An 18,331-nucleotide genomic window follows, 5' to 3' on the forward strand; every position below is an offset into this window, starting at 1 on the left:
CGGGCAACAGCGGGATGAAGAGTCGGGTTCCAGGCGGTTTAGTCCGGTATTTCCGGCTGAGATTCCTGGTGCAATTAGGGTCCCCTAACTTGTAAGCTGTATCAGCCGCATTCGCGCCTTACCGAACGCCCCGGAGACCACGTGCCCAGCCCGTACCGCGCCCTGTTCGCCGAGCCCGGCACCAAGGGCTTCTCCGCCGCGGGATTCCTCGGCCGGATGCCGCTGTCCATGATGGGCATCGGCGTGGTCACGATGGTCTCGCAGCTCACCGGGCGCTACGGCCTCGCGGGCGCGCTGTCGGCCACCATCGCCCTGTCCGCCGCCGCGATCGGGCCGCAGATATCCCGGCTGGTGGACCAGCACGGCCAGCGCCGGGTCCTGCGCCCCGCGACCCTGGTGGCGCTCCTGGCCGCCGCCGGGCTGCTGCTCGCCGCGCATCTCGGGTGGCCGGACTGGGTGCTGTTCGTCTGCGCGGCCGGCATCGGTTCGGTGCCGAGCCTGGGCGCGATGATCCGGGCCCGCTGGGCGGCCCTGTACGGCGGGACACCGAAGCTCCATACCGCCTACTCGTTCGAGTCGGTCGTCGACGAGGTCTGCTTCATCTTCGGGCCGATCACCTCCATCGGCCTGTCCACGGCCTGGTTCCCGGAGGCGGGCCCCCTGCTGGCCGCCTGCTTCCTGGCCGTCGGCGTCTTCTGGCTGACCGCCCAGCGTGCCACCGAGCCGGAGCCGCACCCGCGCGAGCGGGACGGCGACGGCAGCGCGCTGCGCTCGGCCGGGCTCCAGGTGCTGGTGGCGACCTTCGTGGCCACGGGGACGATCTTCGGGTCGGTCGACGTGGTCACCGTGGCCTTCGCCGACGAGCAGGGCCACAAGGCGGCCGCGAGCCTGGTGCTGGCGCTGTACGCGGCCGGCTCCTGCGTGGCCGGCGTGGTCTTCGGACTGCTGCGCTTCGCCGGGGCGCCGGAACGTCGCTGGTTGCTGGGCGTAGGGGCGATGGCCGTGAGTATGATCCCACTCCTACTGGTCGGAAACCTGCCGCTTCTGGCCGTGGCGCTGTTCGTTGCGGGGCTGTCCATCGCGCCGACGATGATCACGACGATGTCCCTCATCGAAGAGCACGTACCTCGCGCGAAACTCACCGAGGGCATGACCTGGGTGAGCACCGGCCTCGCGGTCGGGGTCGCGGTCGGCTCCTCCGTGGCCGGCTGGGTGATCGACGCAGCCGGAGCGCGCGCCGGGTACGGGGTTCCGGCCGCGTCCGGGGCCGTCGCGGTCGCGGTCGGTTTCCTCGGGTACCGCCGGCTCCGCAGGCCGGCCGCGGGTCGGGGAGGCACCGTTGAGCACCACAGCGAGCGCGAAGAACGGCACCTGGCGTAACTGGGGCGGCAATGTCGCCGCCCGCCCCGCCCGGCAGGTGACGCCGGCCTCGATCGAGGAGCTGGCCGCGGCGGTGCGCCGGGCCGCCGAGGACGGCCTGAAGGTGAAGGCGGTCGGTACCGGGCACTCCTTCACGTCGATCGCCGCCACCGACGGTGTATTGATCCGCCCTCAACTGTTGACCGGGATTCGCAACATTGACCGGAAGGCCATGACCGTCACGGTCGAGGCGGGCACCCCGCTCAAGAGACTCAACGCGGCCCTGGCCCGCGAGGGCCTCTCGCTCACCAACATGGGCGACATCATGGAGCAGACCGTCTCCGGGGCCACGAGCACCGGCACACACGGCACCGGCCGGGAGTCCGGCTCCATCGCTGCCCAGATCAAGGCACTCGAACTCGTGACGGCGGACGGCTCGGTGCTCGCCTGCTCCGAGAAGGAGAATCCGGAGGTCTTCGCGGCCGCCCGGACAGGCCTCGGCGCGCTCGGTATCGTCACCGCGATCACCTTCGCCGTGGAGCCGCTCTTCCTGCTCACCGCGCGCGAGGAGCCGATGCCCTTCGAGCGGGTACTGGCCGAGTTCGATCAACTGTGGGCCGAGAACGAGCACTTCGAGTTCTACTGGTTCCCGCACACCGGCAGCACCAACACCAAGCGCAACAACCGCAGCGCGGGCCCCGAGCAGCCGGTGGGGCAACTGGCGGGCTGGTTCGAGGACGAGTTCCTCTCCAACGGCGTCTTCCAGGTGGCCCAGTGGGCCGGCCGGGCAGTGCCCGCGACCATTCCGGCGATCGCCCGGGTCTCCAGCAAGGCACTGTCCGCGCGGACGTACACGGACATCCCTTACAAGGTCTTCACCTCGCCGCGCCGGGTGCGCTTCGTGGAGATGGAGTACGCCGTCCCGCGCGCGGCCCTGGTCGAGACGCTGCGTGAGCTGAAGGCCATGGTCGAGCGCTCCGGCCTGCGCATCAGCTTCCCGGTCGAGGTGCGCACCGCCCCGGCCGACGACATCACCCTGTCCACCGCCTCCGGCCGGGACAGCGCGTACATCGCCGTCCACATGTTCCGTGGCACGCCCTACCAGGCCTACTTCACCGCCGCCGAGCGCATCTTCACCGCACACGAGGGCCGGCCGCACTGGGGCAAGGTGCACACCCGGGGCGCCGAGTACTTCGCCGAGGCGTACCCGCGCTTCGGTGAATTCACGGCGTTGCGGGACCGTCTTGACCCGGAACGGCTGTTCCAGAACGACTACTTGCGGAGGGTTCTGGGGGCGTAGGCGCCGCGGTGGACTCGCCAGGCATGGGCGTCGGGGTCGCCCCGTCGCCGTTCGGCTCCTCGTCCGGGGAGCCGCTCGGCGCGGGCGTCTTGGAGTGCGTCGTACCGCTGCCGCCGGAGGGGGTGCTGCCGCTCGCGGGCAGGTCCGGGGGAGACCAAGAGGGCGTGGTGTCGCCGGACTTCGACGGGGACGAGCCCCGGCCGGTGACCGCGTCACTGACCGTAGTCCCCCCGCCGCCACTGAAGCTGTCGCCGGACACCAGCTCGTACGCGGTGATGCCTGCCATGGTGACGCCGAAGACGAGGGCGGCCGCGAGGACCGGGCGCTTCCAGCTCTTCACGCGCGCGCGGTAGACGGTGCCCTCGGTGAACTCACCCGGCGCGGATGCCACTTGCTCCTTCGGCCGGGCGGCGACCGTGACCTCCCGGATCTGCTCCCCGGTGCGCCGGAAGAAGTGCTGGAAGAGGGTGCCGCCGCAGGTGGCGACGGTGCTGACGACTCCGGCGCCGAGGATCGTGCCGTACACCCCGAAGTACGAGGCCAGTTTGGCCGCCACGACCGCCGCCAGGGCGCCGCCCGCGACCTGAGGGACGGTCAGGTCGATCCGCCTTCGACCCGCATCGGCCTTTTCACGCATACCCGGAACTTGCCTTCCTTTCCCATGCTTGAAGGACATGGGGCGACCTACTGCACGAGAAAGGGACGTACGAACGAAACCATTAGTTCCGTTTCTGGGGATTGCGTGAAGTTCGCCACGTTCGTGATCACCGAAGCCGGTGATGGGCGGCCAAGTCGCACCCCTTGCCAGAAGTTGGGCGGCGCGCCGATCCACGCACGTGGTCCAAATGGAGTACTGTTGCGAGCCCTGGGTCCGGTCTCCCACCAGGGTGTCCGCGGCCTTGCAGGACCGCCGGGAGGGGGCTAGTTGCACAGGGTGACGGCTATGGTCACTTAGCGTTGCGAATAGGTAACCGTGCCATAACGGCGACCCAGGGCCCGTGCCCGACACGCCGGGCAACTCGGCAAGGTTGTGGCAGGCTGCACCCGGGCAGGCCACACTCGACTAGCGGAAGCAGCGACGCACGTGACGTCGGCAGGCACCACCCGGGAGGTCCCCATGCCCGAACTGCGTGTCGTGGCCGTCTCGAATGACGGCACACGGCTGGTGCTCAAGGCTGCCGACTCTACGGAGTACACGCTTCCGATCGACGAACGGCTGCGTGCCGCCGTGCGCGGCGACCGGCCCCGCCTCGGCCAGATCGAGATCGAGGTGGAGAGCCATCTCCGCCCCCGCGACATCCAGGCCCGTATACGTGCGGGTGCCTCCGCGGAAGAGGTCGCCCAGCTCGCCGGCATCCCCGTCGACCGGGTACGGCGCTTCGAGGGTCCCGTGCTGGCCGAGCGTGCCTTCATGGCCGAGCGGGCCCGCAAGACCCCGGTCCGCCGGCCAGGCGAGAACTCCGGTCCGCTGCTCGGCGAGACCGTCCAGGAGCGGCTGCTGCTGCGCGGCGCCGAGAAGGACACCGTGCAGTGGGACTCCTGGCGCCGCGACGACGGCACCTGGGAGGTCCTCCTCGTCTACCGGGTCGCGGGCGAACCGCACTCGGCGAGCTGGACGTACGACCCGCCCCGGCGGCTCGTCCAGGCCGTCGACGACGAGGCGCGCTCGCTGATCGGCGAGTCCGACGACCTCGCCGTGGCGGAGCCGAGTTTCCCGTTCGTCCCGCGCATCGCCCGGCTGCCGCGCGACCGTCCGCTGGACCGCGCCCTCGACCGGGAGCGGCCGAGCCTGCCGGTGCCGCCCTCCGAACCCGCCGAGGAGAGCACCGGCGAACGCGACTCGCTCACCAGCCTCCTGGAGGCGGTGCCGAGCTTCCGGGGCGACCTGGTGGTCCCGGAACGGCCGTCGGAGACCTCGGAGGAGCCCGCCGACGAACCCGAGGCGGAGGAGCCCCCGGCGCCCGCCGCCTCGGCCGGCTCCGCCTACGCGGACGTGCTCATGCCGCGCTCGGTGGGCAGCCACCGCGACCGGCTGATCGGCGCGACCGACCGCCAGGCCGAGGCCGACGGCGTCCGCCCCGGCCGCCGGGCCGCCGTGCCGAGCTGGGACGAGATCGTGTTCGGAACGCGGCGCAAGAAGCAGGAGTAAACCGGCTGTACGCCTGTATGAAGTGGGGGCACGCACGCGTGCCCCCACTTTTCCGGCTGCCTACTGCGGATCCGCGCCCACCGCGACCGGGCGGGAGGGGTCCGAGGACCACTCCGACCAGGAACCGACGTACAGGGCCGCCGGGATGCCCGCGACCGCCAGCGCCAGCACCTCGTGCGCGCCCGAGACGCCCGAGCCGCAGTACACCCCCACCTCCGCGTCGTCGGACACGCCCAGGGCCTTGAAGCGGTCCCGCAGTTCCGCCGCGGGCAGGAAACGGCCGTCCGGGCCCACGTTCTCGTTCGTCGGCGCCGACACCGCGCCCGGGATGTGCCCGCCGACCCGGTCGATCGGCTCCACCTCACCGCGGTACCGCTCCCCCGCGCGCGCGTCCAGCAGCACGCCGGCGCGGGCCAGGGCGGCGGCGCCGTCCGCGTCGAGCAACCCGGCCGCGCCCGGCGCCGGTTCGAAGTCGCCCTCGGCCGGGACCCGCACGTCCGTCGACAGCGGGCCCTCCCAGGCCGGCAATCCGCCGTCGAGGACCCGCACGTCCGGGTGACCCGTCCAGCGCAGCAGCCACCAGGCGCGCGCGGCCGCCCAGCCCTGCCCGCCGTCGTAGACGACGACCGGCCGGGCGGCCGACACGCCCGCGCGGCGCATGGCCGCGCCGAACTCCGCGAGGTTCGGCAGCGGATGCCGGCCATGTTCCCCGGGGGCCGAGGCCAGCTCCCGGTCCAGGTCGACGAAGACCGCGCCGGGGATGTGCCCGGCCGCGTGCTCGGCCCGGCCGTCGAAGGCCGGGGCGCCCGCCGCCTTCGCCACGCTCAGCTGCCAGCGGACGTCGAGCAGGAGGGGCGGGGCCTGAGCGGTCAGGACGTGGGCCAGTTCGGTTGCGGTGATGATGGCTGTCATGGCGTCCATCCTTACGCCAGGGGTGGCCGCGGCGTCCAGGTCCGGCTACTCTGCTCCGCCGGACGGGGTCGATCACGAGGCGTACGGGATCGGGCACAGGCTGTACAGCTGACGGACACTCGTCGTCCATCGTCAGGAAGCCGCGTAAGGCGGCAGACCGGACATCCTCCCAGGGGTACCGCCCGGGCAACAGCGCGGCACGGCATGCGGCACACCGGAGGATCCGGGTACCGGCACGGGCGTGCACGCACCAGCGGCACGGCCCATCGGGAGCGGAAGCGACACGGCCACCGTGAGGGGCCGGGGAGAGAGTGATCGATGACCGAGGCACGGGAGTCGGCGGGCCCATACGCGCGGCGCGCGCCCGGCACGCCCTGCTGGGTGAGCCTGATGGCGCACGGGTTGGCCGCGACCGAGGAGTTCTACGAGGCGCTGTTCGGCTGGGAGTTCCGGCCGGGCCCGCAGCAGCTCGGCCCCTATGTGCGGGCCCTGCTGGACGGGCACGAGGTGGCGGGCATCGGCCAGCTGCCGCCGGACCGCCGGCTGCCGATCGCCTGGACGCCCTACCTCGCCACGGACGACGTCGACCAGACGGCCGACGCGGTGCGGCTGTGCGGCGGCACGGTGGCCGTCGGACCGCTGGACGCGGCCGAGGCCGGGCGGATGGCCATCGCCTCCGACCCCTCCGGGGCGGTGTTCGGGATCTGGCAGGGTGCGGCCCACCTCGGCACGACGCTCAGCGGCGTCCCCGGCACACCGGCCTGGAACGAGCTGCTCACCTTCGAGACCGCGAGCGTCGCCAAGTTCTACGAGACCGTGTTCGGGTACGAGGAGGAACCGGTGGTGTCCGCCGGCTCCGACTCCGTGACCCTGCACGTCGGGGGCCGCCCGGTGGCCGCCATCCATGGGGTCGGCCATGAGCTGCCGCGGGACCGGGGGCCCCACTGGCTGACGTACTTCGAGGTCGCGGACGCCGACCGGACGCTACGGCAGGCCGCCGAGCTGGGTGGCCGGGTGCTCAAACCGGCCCACGACAGCGAGCACGGCCTGGTCGGCACGGTGGCGGATCCGGAGGGAGCGGTCTTCTCGGTGATCCAGAACCCGCACTGAGCCGCCCTTGGGTGACCTCAGGCCGTGGACACCGGCAGGACGTCCGGGGACAGGGCCGCCGCGCGGGCCGACGCGGCGGTCATCCGGCGCCGGTGGTGGCGGCGGCACAGCACCTCGTAGCCGACCTCGTCCGCGGAGTGGTTGACGTCGCCGACGACCACCTGGGCGCCCTCCACCACCATCTCGCCGCCGATCGTGCGGGCGTTGTGCGTGGCGCGGGCGCCGCACCAGCACAGCGCCTCGACCTGGAGCACCTCGATGCGGTCGGCCAGCTCCACCAGCCGCTGGGAGCCTGGGAAGAGCTTGGAGCGGAAGTCGGTGGTGATCCCGAAGGCGAAGACGTCCATGCCGAGGTCGTCCACCACGCGCGCGAGCTGGTCGATCTGCTCGGGCGCGAGGAACTGCGCCTCGTCCGCGATCACATAGTCCGCACGCCCGCCCTGGGAGAGGTGCTCGACCAGGTAGGCGTACAGGTCCTGGCCGTCCTCGACCTCCACCGCGTCCGTGACCAGGCCCAGCCGGGAGGACAGCTTGCCCTCGCCCGCCCGGTCGTCCCGGGTGAAGATGATGCCGGCCAGGCCGCGCGCGGAGCGGTTGTGCTCGATCTGCAGAGCCAGCGTCGACTTCCCGCAGTCCATCGTTCCGGAGAAGAACACCAGCTCGGGCATGAGGGGTTGAGCACCTTTCGGGCGAGTAGTCACAGGGCGGGGAGGTTCAGGAGCGTACTTCGAGCAGCGGGACCAGCTGCTCGGCGGGGGTCATCGAGCCGTGGTTGCCGGCCAGCGACGACTCCTTGGGCTCCCGCTCGGAGGCGATGATCAGGACGTCGTCGTGCGCGGCCGCGACCACGTCCCCGATGCGCGGATACACGCGCTCGTCCACATACGGCCCGAACCAGCCCGCCGCGATCGCCTCGTCCCGCGAGGCCACCCAGAACTGCTCGCCGAGCACCTCGCGCCAGACGGTCAGTACGTCGTACTCGGCGCCCGGCACCGCGTACACGTGCCGCGCCCGCCCCTCCCCGCCGAGCAGGGCGACTCCGGCGCGCAGCTCCCAGTCCTCGTCGAAGTCGATGCGGTGCTGCTCGTCGAACGGGATGTCGACCATGCCGTGGTCGGCGGTGACGTACAGCGCGCTGCGCGGCGGAAGCTGCTCCGCGAGACGCTGGGCGAGCCGGTCGACGTACATGAGCTGTCCGCGCCAGGTGTCGGAGGCGACGCCGTAGCGGTGCCCGGCGCCGTCCAGCTCGGCGTAGTACGTGTACACCAGGGAGCGGTCCCCGGCGGCCAGTTGCTCGGCCGCGAGGTCCATGCGCTCCTCGCCGGTCAGCCGTCCGTGGAAGGTGCCGCCGCTGAGCGCGACCTTGGTCAGCGGGGTGTGCTGGAAGGCGGGCGAGGACACCTGGGCGGCGTGCACACCGGCCTCGTGGGCCAGCTGGAAGACCGTGGGGTACGGCTGCCAGGGGCGCGGCTCGGTGTACGGCTGCCAGCGGAGCTGGTTCATCAGCTCGCCGGTGGCCGGGTTGCGGACCGTGTAGCCGGGCAGGCCGTGGGCGCCCGGCGGAAGGCCCGTGCCGACCGAGGCGAGGGAGGTCGCGGTGGTCGCCGGGTAGCCGGCGGTGAGCGGGCGTCCGGTGCCGCCGCGTGAACCGGCGAGCAGCGAGGTCAGGAAGGGCGCCTCGTCGGGGTGCGCCCTGAGCTGCTCCCAGCCGAGCCCGTCGACCAGGAAGACACAGACCCGGTCGGCCGGGGTCAGTTCCGTGATCGTGGCGGTCGTACCGGGGACGCCGAGGCCGGCGGCCAGCGTGGGCAGCAGGTCGGCGAGCGAGCCGGTGCCGTACTCGGGCAGCGGCGCGGTGTCGAGGGCGAGCGGTTCCGGGTGGTCCCAGGAGGTAGGCAGGGCCATCAGCGTGTGACGTCCGCAGTCGCCTCGGAGATCGCCTGCGCGAAGGCGAGCGCCTGGCGCACCGTCTCCGGGCCGTCCCCGGCCTCGCTGACGCGCAGGCTGAGGTCGTCCGCCGTGGAGCTGCCCGTGTAGCCGTGGTCCGCCTCGCAGTTGGGGTCGCCGCAGGCGGCCGGCTCCAGGTCGAGGCGGCTGACCGCGCCCCAGCCGATGGTCAGCACGACCTCGCGGGGCAGCGTGCCCGGCTTGTACTGCTCCGGGTTCGCGACCACCCGGCTGACCACGACCGACGAGATCCGGCCGAGCTTCACGGACTCCGTGGACGTCGTGGCGTACGGCGTCGGGGAGGTCGTGTCGGCGGCCTGCTCGTCGGTGTGGCTGACGATGAAGCGGTTGCCGGTGAGGACCAGGACGGTCACATGCCGGCGCACCTCGTTCTGGTCGAACGTGGTTTCCTGGTGGACCAGGTACGACCGGATGGGCTCGCCGCCCACAGCGGCCTCCACCGCCTCGGCCACGAGGGCCGGGTAGTAGCCGCTGCGCTCGATCGCCGTGCGCAGCCCCTGGGTCGTCGTACTGGTCTTGGCCATGGCGTCCATCCTAATCCGTGGGCAAGGGAGGTCCGGGCCAGTCGCGGGCACCGGGGGCGGCTTCCGCACCCGCGCGCGGGTGTCTCGGGACGAGCCCCGGCAGGATGTCCAGCCGCTCGGCGGCGATCAGACAGGAGACGGGTTCGCGGCCGCCGGCGTCCGCTTCGAACGCGACCACGAGGGGCGGTGCTTCGCCCAGGGCACGCCCGAGACGCGCGGTCTCCTCGGCCGTGGGCGCCCGGAAGACGGGGTCCTGGAAGCCGGACGGACAGGAGACGAAGACCGGGTCGGCGAAGACCAGCTCCAGGCCGTGGTGGTAGGTGAGGTCGTATCCGGCGGCCAGCCGCAGCTGCCCGCCGTCCCAGACGATCACTTCCCAGTCCCACCAGCTGCCCTCGGGCAGCTCCCGTCCGGCGATCTCCATGCGGTGCCCCCCCCTCGCCGCTCAGTAGGCCGGCAGCGTGCGCGGGCCGAGGTCGCCGCGGGCGGGCGGCGGCGCGAGCCGCAGGGTGGCACCGAGGACGCTCACGCCCTGCTGGGCGACGACGACCGGCTCCAGGGTGACGGCGACGACCTCGGGGTGGTCGTCCACCAGCCGGGACACGCGCAGCAGCAGCTCCTCCAGCGCGGGCGTGTCCACCGGCGTGGAGCCGCGCCAGCCGAACAGCAGCGGTGCCGTCCGGATGGAGCGCACCAGCGAGGTCGCCTCCCGGTCGGTGACCGGGACCAGCCGGTGCGCCATGTCACCGAGCAACTGCGAGGCGGCCCCGGCGAGACCGAAGGACAGCACGGCCCCGGCAGCCGGGTCGATCACGGCACGTACGACGGTGTCGACTCCCCGCGGTGCCATCGCCTGCACCACCGGCCGCAGCTCCTCGGGCTTCCCGAACAACTCGGCCAACTCGGCGTAGGACCTGCGCAGTTGCTCCTCGTCCGCGAGGTCCAGCCGTACCCCGCCCAGGTCGGCGCGGTGCCGCAGGTGCGGGGCGGTGGCTTTCAGGGCCACGGGGTAGCCGAGGGCGCGGGCGGCCTCGGCGGCGGCGTCCGGGGTGCGTGCGGGCAGCGCCCGGCGCACCTGGATGCCGTACTTCCCGAGCAGCTCACAGGTCTCCGCCTGCCCGACCGTGAGCCCCTGCCCACGCTCCAGCAGCCCTCCGATCAGCTCGGCGGCCCCCTTCTCGTCGATGTCGTCGTACTCCGGCACCTTGCCCGGATGCATGGCCTCCCGCCGCCACTGCCCGTACTTCACGGCTTCGGCGAGGGCGCGGACGGCGCGCTCGGCGGCGGGGTAGGCGGGGATGAGGCGGGAGTCGGCACCTTCAGGGGCGCGCCTCTCAAGGCTCTCGGCAGGGGCTGCTACCACGGCGGTCAGCCGCTCCGCCCCCGCGGTGGGCAGCCGTTGCGCAGGGCGATGGGGGTCCCCCCGCTCGAGCGAAGCCGAGAGTGGGGGAGGGTGGGCACCGCCGCCGGCGCCGGGTGCCTTCGCAACGGCCTGTGGTGCAGTACTCGCCGCAGCCGACAACGCTTCAGCAAGCCCCCCAAGCTCCACGTGCACCACCAGCACCGGCTTCCCAGGCACCCCCGCCGCAGCCGACCGAAGCGCCTCCGCCAGCTCCGCATCCCCCGGCGACCCCTCCCCGATCGCCGGAATCGCCGTGACAACCACCGCATCACACGTCACGTCCGCCAGCGCCCGCGACAACGCCCGATGGAAGTCCCCCGCCGTCGCCCCCGTCGTCAGGTCCAGCGGACGCGAGGGCCGCAGCCCCTCAGCGAGGCACCGGTCGTACGTCAGTACCCCCAGCGACTCGGAGTTCCCGAGGATCGCCACGCGCGGCCCCGCGGGCAGCGGCTGCCGGGCGAGCAGCAGGCCCGCGTCGACCAGCTCGGTGATCGTGTCCACCCGGATCACCCCGGCCTGCCGCAGCAGCACGGAGACGGTCGCGTGCGGCAGCCGTGTCGCCCGTACCGCGTGTCCCTGCGGCGCGGAACCGACTCCCTGCACCACCACCAGCGGCTTCGCCGCCGCCGTGCGCCGGGCGAGGCGGTTGAACTTGCGCGGGTTGCCGATGGACTCCAGGTACATCAGGACGACGTCGGTCTCCGGATCGTCGTACCAGTACTGGAGGACGTCGTTGCCGGAGACGTCGGCCCGGTTCCCGGCGGACACGAAGGTGGACACGCCGGTGACCCCGGTGACCCCGCCCCCGCGCCGGTGCAGCCGGGACAGCAGCGCGATGCCGATGGCCCCGGACTGCGCGAACAGCCCGATGCGGCCGGGGCGCGGCATCTCGGGGGCCAGCGAGGCGTTCAGGCGGACGTCGGGCGCGGTGTTGATGACACCGAAGGCGTTCGGGCCGATGATCCGCATGCCGTACGCGCGCGCGTGCCGGACGAGGGCCCGCTGCCGCTCCCGCCCCTCGGGCCCGCTCTCGGCGTACCCGGCGGCGAGCACGACCAGGCCCTGGACCCCGTGCTCGCCGCACTCGGAGACCACCGCGGGCACATGCTCGGCCGGTACGGCGACGACGGCGAGGTCCACCGGTCCCTCGATGTCCCGCACCGAGCGGTACGCGGGCACCCCGTCGACCTCCTTGAGGTCCTCGGGGAAGGCCTGGTTCACGGCGTGCAGGCTGCCGGAGTAGCCGGCGTCCCGGAGGTTGCCGAGGATGCTGCGCCCCACCCCGCCGGGAGCGCGGCCGACGCCCACGACCGCGACGGAGCCCGGAGCCAGCAGCCGCCGTACCGAACGGGCCTCGGCGCGCTGCTCCCGGGCGCGCTGCACGGCGAGGGAACGGTCGGTGGGTTCGAGGTCGAACTCCAGGCGTACGACGCCGTCCTCGAAGCTGCGCTTCTGGGTGTACCCGGCGTCCGTGAACACCTTGATCATCTTGGTGTTGGCGGGCAGCACCTCGGCGGCGAAGCGGCGGATGCCGCGCTCGCGGGCGACGGCCGCGATGTGCTCCAGGAGGGCGGAGGCGACCCCGCGGCCCTGGTGGGCGTCCTGGACGAGGAAGGCGACCTCGGCCTCGTCGGCGGGCGCGGAGGCGGGCAGGCCGTCGGCGCCGATGCGGTCATAGCGTACGGTGGCGATGAACTCGCCGCCGATGGTGGCCGCGAGTCCCACCCGGTCCACAAAGTCGTGGTGCGTGAAGCGGTGGACGTCCTTGGCGGACAGTCGTGGGTACGGCGCGAAGAAGCGGTAGTACTTCGACTCGTCCGAGACCTGCTCGTAGAAGCTGACCAGGCGGTCGGCGTCATCAACGGTGATGGGCCGGATGCGCGCGGTACCCCCGTCGCGCAGCACCACGTCCGCCTCCCAGTGGGCGGGGTACTCGTGCCGGTCCTGCCGGTCCGCCGGGCTCTGCATGGGCCCCAGAGTACGGCTCGCGTCCGACAACGGCGCGAGGCAGTCTGTGGAGGACGAAAACCCGGACCGAGGCCGCGGTCCGACGACACACCGGAGCGGGACGAAGGACCGCTCCGGGCATGCTTCACAATATGGGAAACTGGTCTAGACAACCCTGAGAAACTGAAGGGCAGCAACACATGGCTGAGCGCCGCGTCAACGTCGGCTGGGCCGAGGGCCTCCACGCCCGCCCCGCTTCCATCTTCGTCCGGGCCGCCACGGCCGCAGGTATCCCGGTGACGATCGCCAAGGCCGACGGCAACCCCGTCAACGCGGCCTCCATGCTGGCTGTCCTGGGCCTGGGCGCCCAGGGCGGCGAGGAGATCGTCCTCGCCTCCGACGCCGAGGGTGCGGACGCCGCCCTGGACCGTCTGGCCAAGCTGGTCGCCGAGGGCCTCGAGGAGCTGCCCGAGACGGTCTGATCCGTACCGGGAAGCCGCGTCATCCGGAAAGGGTGACGCGGCTTTCGCGTTTTCGACACCGGGCCGGGCGGGTTTATCGCAGGCACACGAAAGGCACGCGACCGCGAATTCGCGGCGCGCCGGGAAAAGGCCAGCAGAAATGCACGCCCACCGAATATCACCTCTTTGTATACGGCGCCCGTGTTAATGCCGCAGGCTCGACATGTTTACGGCATGTTGCGAGTTCCTCACACGCTCCGCCCGGTCGCCGCCCGAGGTGAACCGCAACCGGTGCGCGGCCGTCGCACGCTCGGCGTGATGCGCCGTGATCGCCCGCGCGCGCTCGCCGTCGCCGCGCGCCACCGCGTCCACGATCGCGCCGTGCTCCGCCCAGGAATCCACGGGGCTCACCGGGGCCTCCACCGCGTACATCCAGGCGATCTTGTGCCGCAGCTGGGTGAGCATCGAGGTCAGCGAGTGGCTGCCGGAGGCCTGCGCGAGCGTCTCGTGGAACCAGCCGCCCAGAGAGCGCAGATCCTCGCTGCTGCCCCGCCTGGCCCGCTCCTGGCCGAGCCGCACCAGACCGCGCAGCACCTTCAGATGGGCCTCGGTGCGCCGCTGGGCGGCCCGGGAGGCGCCGAGAGGCTCCAGGAGCGTGCGCATGTCCAGCAAGTCCGCGGCCTCCTGCTCGGTCGGCTCGGCCACGCAGGCGCCCGCGTGCCGCCGGGTCACCACGAAGCCCTCCGCCTCCAGGGTGCGCAGGGCCTCACGGACGGGGACGCGCGAGACGCCGTAGCGGCGGGCCAGGACTTCCTCGGTGAGGCGGCTGCCGCGCTCGTAGACACCGGCGACGATGTCGTCCCGGATCGCCGTGCATACCGAGTGCGCCGGAATACGCATGACCGACCTCCGCTTTAATCCCCGTGAAACGTCGACGATGGACGTGTGTTCCGTGACTCTATTGCAATGAGCCGGAATTTCCGACGGCAGGCCGGAATCCAGGGATATTTTTTGGACAGCGGGTACGGCGGACGCGGTGACAAACGGCGAAAGCCCCGGCGCGTGAGCCGGGGCTTCGGGATGCCGTGTGCGCGGTCGTCAGACGTTCACGCCGTGCCCGCGGAGGTAGGCGACGGGGTCGACGTCCGAGCCGTACTCGGGGGTCGTACGGGCCTCGAAGTGCAGATGCGGTCCGGTGACGTTGCCGGTCGCGCCGGACAGGCCGATCTGCTGGCCCGGGGTGACCTTCTGGCCCACGGTGACGCCGATGGACGACAGGTGGCCGTACTGGGTGTACATGCCGTCGGCCATCCGGATCACTATCTGGTTGCCGTACGCCCCGCCCCAGCCGGTGGAGACGACGGTGCCGGAGCCGACCGCGTGGACGGACGTGCCGCTGGCCGCGTGGAAGTCGATGCCGGTGTGGGAGCCGGAGGACCACAGGGAGCCACCGGTCTTGTAGCCCGTGGAGACGTACGAGTTCGCGATCGGGGCGACGAAGGCGTTCAGGCGCTTGCGCTCGGCCTCGCGGGCGGCGCGCGCGCGGACCTCACGGTCCTTCCTGGCCTTCTCGGCGGCCGCCTTGGCCGCAGCCACCTCGGCCGCCTTCTGCTCGGCGGCCTCCGTCTGGGCGGTGGCCTGCTCGTCGATCTGCTCGGCGAGCGTGTCGCTCACGGTGATGACCGGGGTGAGGCCGGTCTGCTCGGCGGAGTTCTCCGCGGCGAGCGCCGGGGTGACCGCGAGGGTACCGATGACACCGGTGCCGGTGAGGGCCGCGATACCGGCCGCCTGAGCGGTGGTGCGCTTGGCCCGGCCGGGCTTGCGGTGCTTCCCGGTGGCGCACATGAACGCCATGAAGTGGCTGGTCCTTTCCTTCCCTCTCGCCTACCGGGTTAGCTGACGGGTTCGGAGCAGGAAGGTCTCCTACGGACCCCCTCGCTCGCGCGCGGGCGTCCGATTCACCCCAGGGACTGCGGTTGGGTCCCCGGCTCCCCTGGCTCGCGCCGTACGGGGACTCGGCGATGACTGTCCGGTGCCGCGGGCGCGGCGCACTGCCTGACGAACAGCCCGGAAGACGCTAAAGGGCCCGGCTTTCGATCCCCAAGCGGATCCGGGCTTTTGTAGCGCATCCCACAGGTCAGACGGGCAACCTCTGCCCCAATTCGGACATCTGGAGAAGCGCGATGCACGGCAAGGGGCCCTGATGACCCGTCGGTCACCAGGGCCCCGCGCGCGCGTGGCGCCGTCCGGCCGCTACTCGGCCGTCACGACGGTGACTTCGCCGATGCCGAGCGCCTCGACGGGCGCCTTGATCTCAGCCGCGTCACCGACGAGGACGGTCACCAGGCGGTCCACCGGGAAGGCGTTGATGGCCGCCGCGGTGGCCTCCACCGTGCCGGTGGCGGCGAGCTGCTGATACAGCGTCGCCTGGAAGTCGTCGGGCAGGTACTGCTCGACCTGGTCCGCCAGGGTGCCGGCGACGGCCGCAGCGGTCTCGTACTTCAGCGGCGCCACCCCGACCAGGTTCTGCACGGCGACGTCGCGCTCGGCGTCGGTCAGGCCTTCCGCCGCGAGCGTACGCAGCACCGCCCACAGGTCCTGCAGCGCGGGACCGGTGTTCGGGGTGTCCACGGAGCCGCTGATGGCGAGCATCGCGGCGCCCGTGCCCTCCGGGGCGGAGCGGAGGACCTGCCCGAAGGCGCGCACGCCGTAGGTGTAGCCCTTCTCCTCGCGCAGGACGCGGTCCAGGCGGGAGGTGAGGGTGCCGCCGAGGCAGTAGGTGCCGAGCACCTGGGCGGGCCACACGCGGTCGTGCCGGTCGGGTCCGATCCGGCCGATGAGCAGCTGGGTCTGAACGGCACCCGGCCGGTCGACGATGACCACCCGGCCGGTGTCGTCGGCGGTCACCGGCGGCACGGGCCGCGGCGCGCCCGCGGTGCCGGTCCAGGCGCCCAGGGTGTCGGTGAGCAGCGCGTCCAGGTCGGTGCCGGTGAGGTCGCCGACCACCACCGCGGTGGCCGTGGCAGGCCGCACATGGCGGTCGTAGAAGGCGCGTACGGCCGCCGCGTCGATCTTCTCGACCGTCTCCTCGGTGCCCTGGCGCGGGCGCGACATGCGCGAGCTCGCCGGGAACAGCTCCTTGGAGAGCTCCTTGGCGGCCCGGCGGGCGGGGTTGGCCAGCTCGTGCGGGATCTCGTCCAGGCGGTTGCGGACCAGCCGCTCGACCTCGCTCTCGGCGAACGCGGGCGCGCGCAGGGCGTCGGACAGCAGGACGAGGCCCTTGGCCAGGCGGGAGGCCGGGACCTCCAGGCTGAGGCGGACGCCGGGGTGGTCGGCGTGCGCGTCGAGCGTGGCACCGGCCCGCTCCAGCTCGGCGGCGAACTCCTCCGCGGAGTGCTTGTCGGTGCCCTCGGAGAAGGCCCGCGCCATGATCGTGGCGACGCCGTCGAGGCCGGCCGGCTCGGCGTCCAGTGACGCGTCCAGCAACACCTCGACGGCGACGACCTGCTGGCCGGGGCGGTGGCAGCGCAGGACGGTCAGGCCGTTGTCCAGGGTGCCGCGGTCGGGGGCCGGGAACGCCCAGGGCCTGGCTTCGCCGGGCTGCGGCTGGGGGTGGAAGTCCATCGTGGCGAGCTCGCTCACTTGGCCGTCTCCTCGTTGTCGTTACCGGCCTCTACAGTCGCTTCCTGCTCCGGGTCCTCGGGCACGTCGGCGTCCTGGACGGTCTCCGGGTGCTTCGGCTCGTAGACGAGGACCGCGCGGTTGTCGGGGCGCAGGCAGGCCTTGGCGACCTCCTGGACCTCCTCGGGGGTCACCTCCAGGACGCGCTGGACGGCGGTGAGGGCGAGCTGCGGGTCGCCGAACAGGACGGCGTACCGGCACAGTTCGTCGGCGCGGCCGGCGACTGTGCCCAGCCGGTCCAGCCACTCGCGCTCCAACTGGGCCTGGGCGCGCTCCATTTCTTCGGGCGTGGGGCCCTCCTCGGCGAACCGGGCCAGCTCCTCGTCGATCGCGGTCTCGATCACCGGCACCTCGACGTCACCGGAGGTCTTCACGTCCAGCCAGCCGAGCGAGGGCGCGCCGGACAGGCGCAGCAGGCCGAACCCGGCCGCAACGGCCGTACGGTCGCGGCGCACCAGCCGGTTGTACAGGCGGGAGGACTCGCCGCCGCCGAGGACGGTGAGGGCCAGGTCGGCCGCGTCCGCCTTGCGTGTGCCGTCGTGCGGGAGCCGGTAGGCGGCCATCAGGGCGCGCGCCGGGACCTCCTCGACGACGACCTCGCGCAGCTGCTCGCCGATGATCTCGGGCAGGGAGCCGTCGCGGGGCTCGGGCTTGCCGTCGTGGGACGTGATCGACCCGAAGTACTTCTCGATCCAGGCGAGGGTCTGCGCGGGATCGATGTCTCCGACGACGGACAGCACCGCGTTGTTGGGCGCGTAGTAGGTGCGGAAGAACTGGCGCGCGTCCTCCAGGGTGGCCGCGTCCAGGTCCGCCATCGAGCCGATCGGCGTGTGGTGGTAGGGGTGCCCCTCGGGGTAGACGAGGGCGGTGAGCTTCTCGAAGGAGGTGCCGTAGGGCACGTTGTCGTAGCGCTGGCGGCGCTCGTTCTTGACGACGTCCCGCTGGTTCTCCATGGACTCGTCGTCCAGGGCGGCGAGCAGCGAGCCCATGCGGTCGGCCTCCAGCCAGAGGGCGAGCTCCAGCTGGTGGGTGGGCATGGTCTCGAAGTAGTTGGTGCGCTCGAAGCTGGTGGTGCCGTTGAGCGAGCCGCCGGCGCCCTGCACCAGCTCGAAGTGACCGTTGCCCTCGACCTGCGCCGAGCCCTGGAACATCAAGTGCTCGAAAAGGTGAGCCAGGCCGGTACGTCCCTTGACTTCGTGGCGGGAGCCGACGTCGTACCAGAGGCAGACCGCCGCCACCGGGGTCAGGTGGTCCTCGGAGAGCACCACGCGCAGACCGTTGGCCAGGCGGTGCTCGGTCGCTGTCAGGCCCCCGGAGCCTGCCTCGGCTGTGGTCGTGTGACCCATGGGCATGTACGTCCCTTCGCGAGCGGAAGCGGTCTTCGAAACCGCGGTTTTCCTGCCGGTCCTGCCACTGTATGCAAAGCGTGCGAGGGCTCGGCGAAGTTCCCGCCGGACGTACGCCCACAGCGGATCGCGTAGCCTGCGTCACGGGTGCCGCGGGACGGCCTTCCGGCAC

Annotated in this window: 16 protein-coding genes and 1 riboswitch; of the genes, 5 read left to right on the plus strand and 11 right to left on the minus strand. The window is 72.2% G+C overall.

The genetic code is table 11. From position 1 onward, the window contains the following. Positions 1–141: 141 nt before the first annotated feature. Both AQI88_RS27065 and AQI88_RS27070 read left to right on the plus strand, forming a co-directional pair. Positions 142–1,380 (plus strand): MFS transporter, encoded by a 1,239-nt coding sequence (locus tag AQI88_RS27065; protein WP_067004062.1) that lies wholly within the window; start codon positions 142–144, stop codon positions 1,378–1,380. Then, complete coding sequence (locus AQI88_RS27070; RefSeq protein ID WP_067004064.1) at positions 1,340–2,659, plus strand: D-arabinono-1,4-lactone oxidase; 1,320 nt, start codon at positions 1,340–1,342, stop codon at positions 2,657–2,659. The genes AQI88_RS27065 and AQI88_RS27070 overlap by 41 nt, the downstream gene beginning before the upstream one ends. On the opposite strand, the gene AQI88_RS43600 is transcribed toward AQI88_RS27070, so the two are convergent. Then, positions 2,583–3,296 (minus strand): hypothetical protein, encoded by a 714-nt coding sequence (locus AQI88_RS43600; protein ID WP_079057826.1) that lies wholly within the window; start codon positions 3,294–3,296, stop codon positions 2,583–2,585. The genes AQI88_RS27070 and AQI88_RS43600 overlap by 77 nt on opposite strands. A 480-nt stretch (positions 3,297–3,776) precedes the next feature. On the opposite strand from AQI88_RS43600, the gene sepH reads away from it, so the two are divergent. Continuing rightward, on the plus strand, positions 3,777–4,808 hold the full coding sequence (sepH, locus tag AQI88_RS27085; RefSeq protein ID WP_067004070.1) for a septation protein SepH: 1,032 nt from the start codon (positions 3,777–3,779) through the stop codon (positions 4,806–4,808). A gap of 60 nt (positions 4,809–4,868) precedes the next feature. Here the strand turns inward: sepH and AQI88_RS27090 are convergent, their stop codons facing one another. Next, on the minus strand, positions 4,869–5,720 hold the full coding sequence (locus AQI88_RS27090; protein WP_067004072.1) for a sulfurtransferase: 852 nt from the start codon (positions 5,718–5,720) through the stop codon (positions 4,869–4,871). Positions 5,721–6,038: 318 nt separating this feature from the next. On the opposite strand from AQI88_RS27090, the gene AQI88_RS27095 reads away from it, so the two are divergent. Then, positions 6,039–6,830 (plus strand): VOC family protein, encoded by a 792-nt coding sequence (locus AQI88_RS27095; RefSeq protein WP_067004074.1) that lies wholly within the window; start codon positions 6,039–6,041, stop codon positions 6,828–6,830. Between the two features lie 17 nt (positions 6,831–6,847). Here the strand turns inward: AQI88_RS27095 and AQI88_RS27100 are convergent, their stop codons facing one another. From AQI88_RS27100 to AQI88_RS27120, 5 genes are read right to left on the minus strand one after another with little or no spacing between them, the layout of a single operon-like run. Next, the gene (locus tag AQI88_RS27100) at positions 6,848–7,498 is read right to left on the minus strand and encodes a thymidine kinase (RefSeq protein ID WP_067004076.1); all 651 of its coding nucleotides are present in this window, start codon (positions 7,496–7,498) and stop codon (positions 6,848–6,850) included. Positions 7,499–7,544: 46 nt separating this feature from the next. Next, positions 7,545–8,735 (minus strand): alkaline phosphatase family protein, encoded by a 1,191-nt coding sequence (locus AQI88_RS27105; RefSeq protein WP_067004078.1) that lies wholly within the window; start codon positions 8,733–8,735, stop codon positions 7,545–7,547. Beyond that, positions 8,735–9,331, minus strand: a complete 597-nt coding sequence (locus AQI88_RS27110; protein ID WP_067004080.1) for a DUF5998 family protein — start codon at positions 9,329–9,331, stop codon at positions 8,735–8,737. Before AQI88_RS27110 ends, AQI88_RS27105 begins: the two co-directional genes overlap by 1 nt. 1 nt (position 9,332) lies before the next feature. Continuing rightward, the gene (locus AQI88_RS27115; protein WP_067004082.1) at positions 9,333–9,746 is read right to left on the minus strand and encodes a hypothetical protein; all 414 of its coding nucleotides are present in this window, start codon (positions 9,744–9,746) and stop codon (positions 9,333–9,335) included. A 21-nt stretch (positions 9,747–9,767) separates the two neighbouring features. Further along, complete coding sequence (locus AQI88_RS27120; protein ID WP_208615910.1) at positions 9,768–12,692, minus strand: bifunctional acetate--CoA ligase family protein/GNAT family N-acetyltransferase; 2,925 nt, start codon at positions 12,690–12,692, stop codon at positions 9,768–9,770. Between the two features lie 179 nt (positions 12,693–12,871). On the opposite strand from AQI88_RS27120, the gene AQI88_RS27125 reads away from it, so the two are divergent. After that, entirely contained in the window at positions 12,872–13,153 is a 282-nt protein-coding gene (locus tag AQI88_RS27125) for an HPr family phosphocarrier protein (RefSeq protein ID WP_007385204.1), read from the plus strand. A gap of 183 nt (positions 13,154–13,336) precedes the next feature. On the opposite strand, the gene AQI88_RS27130 is transcribed toward AQI88_RS27125, so the two are convergent. The 4 genes from AQI88_RS27130 to AQI88_RS27145 form a co-directional block, all read right to left on the minus strand. Then, positions 13,337–14,032: a GntR family transcriptional regulator gene (locus tag AQI88_RS27130; RefSeq protein ID WP_067004084.1), complete on the minus strand. Its 696-nt coding sequence runs from the start codon at positions 14,030–14,032 to the stop codon at positions 13,337–13,339. A 198-nt stretch (positions 14,033–14,230) separates the two neighbouring features. Then, positions 14,231–14,986: a M23 family metallopeptidase gene (locus AQI88_RS27135; protein WP_067004086.1), complete on the minus strand. Its 756-nt coding sequence runs from the start codon at positions 14,984–14,986 to the stop codon at positions 14,231–14,233. A 12-nt stretch (positions 14,987–14,998) separates the two neighbouring features. Beyond that, positions 14,999–15,163: riboswitch (cyclic di-AMP (ydaO/yuaA leader) on the minus strand. Positions 15,164–15,385: 222 nt separating this feature from the next. Further along, positions 15,386–16,774: a M16 family metallopeptidase gene (locus AQI88_RS27140; protein ID WP_067004088.1), complete on the minus strand. Its 1,389-nt coding sequence runs from the start codon at positions 16,772–16,774 to the stop codon at positions 15,386–15,388. Next, on the minus strand, positions 16,771–18,165 hold the full coding sequence (locus AQI88_RS27145) for a M16 family metallopeptidase (protein WP_067004090.1): 1,395 nt from the start codon (positions 18,163–18,165) through the stop codon (positions 16,771–16,773). The genes AQI88_RS27140 and AQI88_RS27145 overlap by 4 nt, the downstream gene beginning before the upstream one ends. Positions 18,166–18,331: the final 166 nt, after the last annotated feature.

The sequence above is a fragment of the Streptomyces cellostaticus genome (genome assembly GCF_001513965.1).
In the GTDB taxonomy this organism is placed as follows: domain Bacteria; phylum Actinomycetota; class Actinomycetes; order Streptomycetales; family Streptomycetaceae; genus Streptomyces; species Streptomyces cellostaticus.

What these genes read in the sequence shown, in the direction of transcription:
- AQI88_RS43600 (WP_079057826.1), bottom strand. Translation starts at nt 3,296, where the DNA reads ATGCGTGAAAAGGCCGATGCGGGTCGAAGGCGGATCGACCTGACCGTC.
- sepH (WP_067004070.1), top strand. Translation starts at nt 3,777, where the DNA reads ATGCCCGAACTGCGTGTCGTGGCCGTCTCGAATGACGGCACACGGCTG.
- AQI88_RS27090 (WP_067004072.1), bottom strand. Translation starts at nt 5,720, where the DNA reads ATGACAGCCATCATCACCGCAACCGAACTGGCCCACGTCCTGACCGCT.
- AQI88_RS27095 (WP_067004074.1), top strand. Translation starts at nt 6,039, where the DNA reads ATGACCGAGGCACGGGAGTCGGCGGGCCCATACGCGCGGCGCGCGCCC.
- AQI88_RS27100 (WP_067004076.1), bottom strand. Translation starts at nt 7,498, where the DNA reads ATGCCCGAGCTGGTGTTCTTCTCCGGAACGATGGACTGCGGGAAGTCG.
- AQI88_RS27105 (WP_067004078.1), bottom strand. Translation starts at nt 8,735, where the DNA reads ATGGCCCTGCCTACCTCCTGGGACCACCCGGAACCGCTCGCCCTCGAC.
- AQI88_RS27110 (WP_067004080.1), bottom strand. Translation starts at nt 9,331, where the DNA reads ATGGACGCCATGGCCAAGACCAGTACGACGACCCAGGGGCTGCGCACG.
- AQI88_RS27115 (WP_067004082.1), bottom strand. Translation starts at nt 9,746, where the DNA reads ATGGAGATCGCCGGACGGGAGCTGCCCGAGGGCAGCTGGTGGGACTGG.
- AQI88_RS27120 (WP_208615910.1), bottom strand. Translation starts at nt 12,692, where the DNA reads ATGCAGAGCCCGGCGGACCGGCAGGACCGGCACGAGTACCCCGCCCAC.
- AQI88_RS27125 (WP_007385204.1), top strand. Translation starts at nt 12,872, where the DNA reads ATGGCTGAGCGCCGCGTCAACGTCGGCTGGGCCGAGGGCCTCCACGCC.
- AQI88_RS27130 (WP_067004084.1), bottom strand. Translation starts at nt 14,032, where the DNA reads ATGCGTATTCCGGCGCACTCGGTATGCACGGCGATCCGGGACGACATC.
- AQI88_RS27135 (WP_067004086.1), bottom strand. Translation starts at nt 14,986, where the DNA reads ATGGCGTTCATGTGCGCCACCGGGAAGCACCGCAAGCCCGGCCGGGCC.
- AQI88_RS27145 (WP_067004090.1), bottom strand. Translation starts at nt 18,165, where the DNA reads ATGCCCATGGGTCACACGACCACAGCCGAGGCAGGCTCCGGGGGCCTG.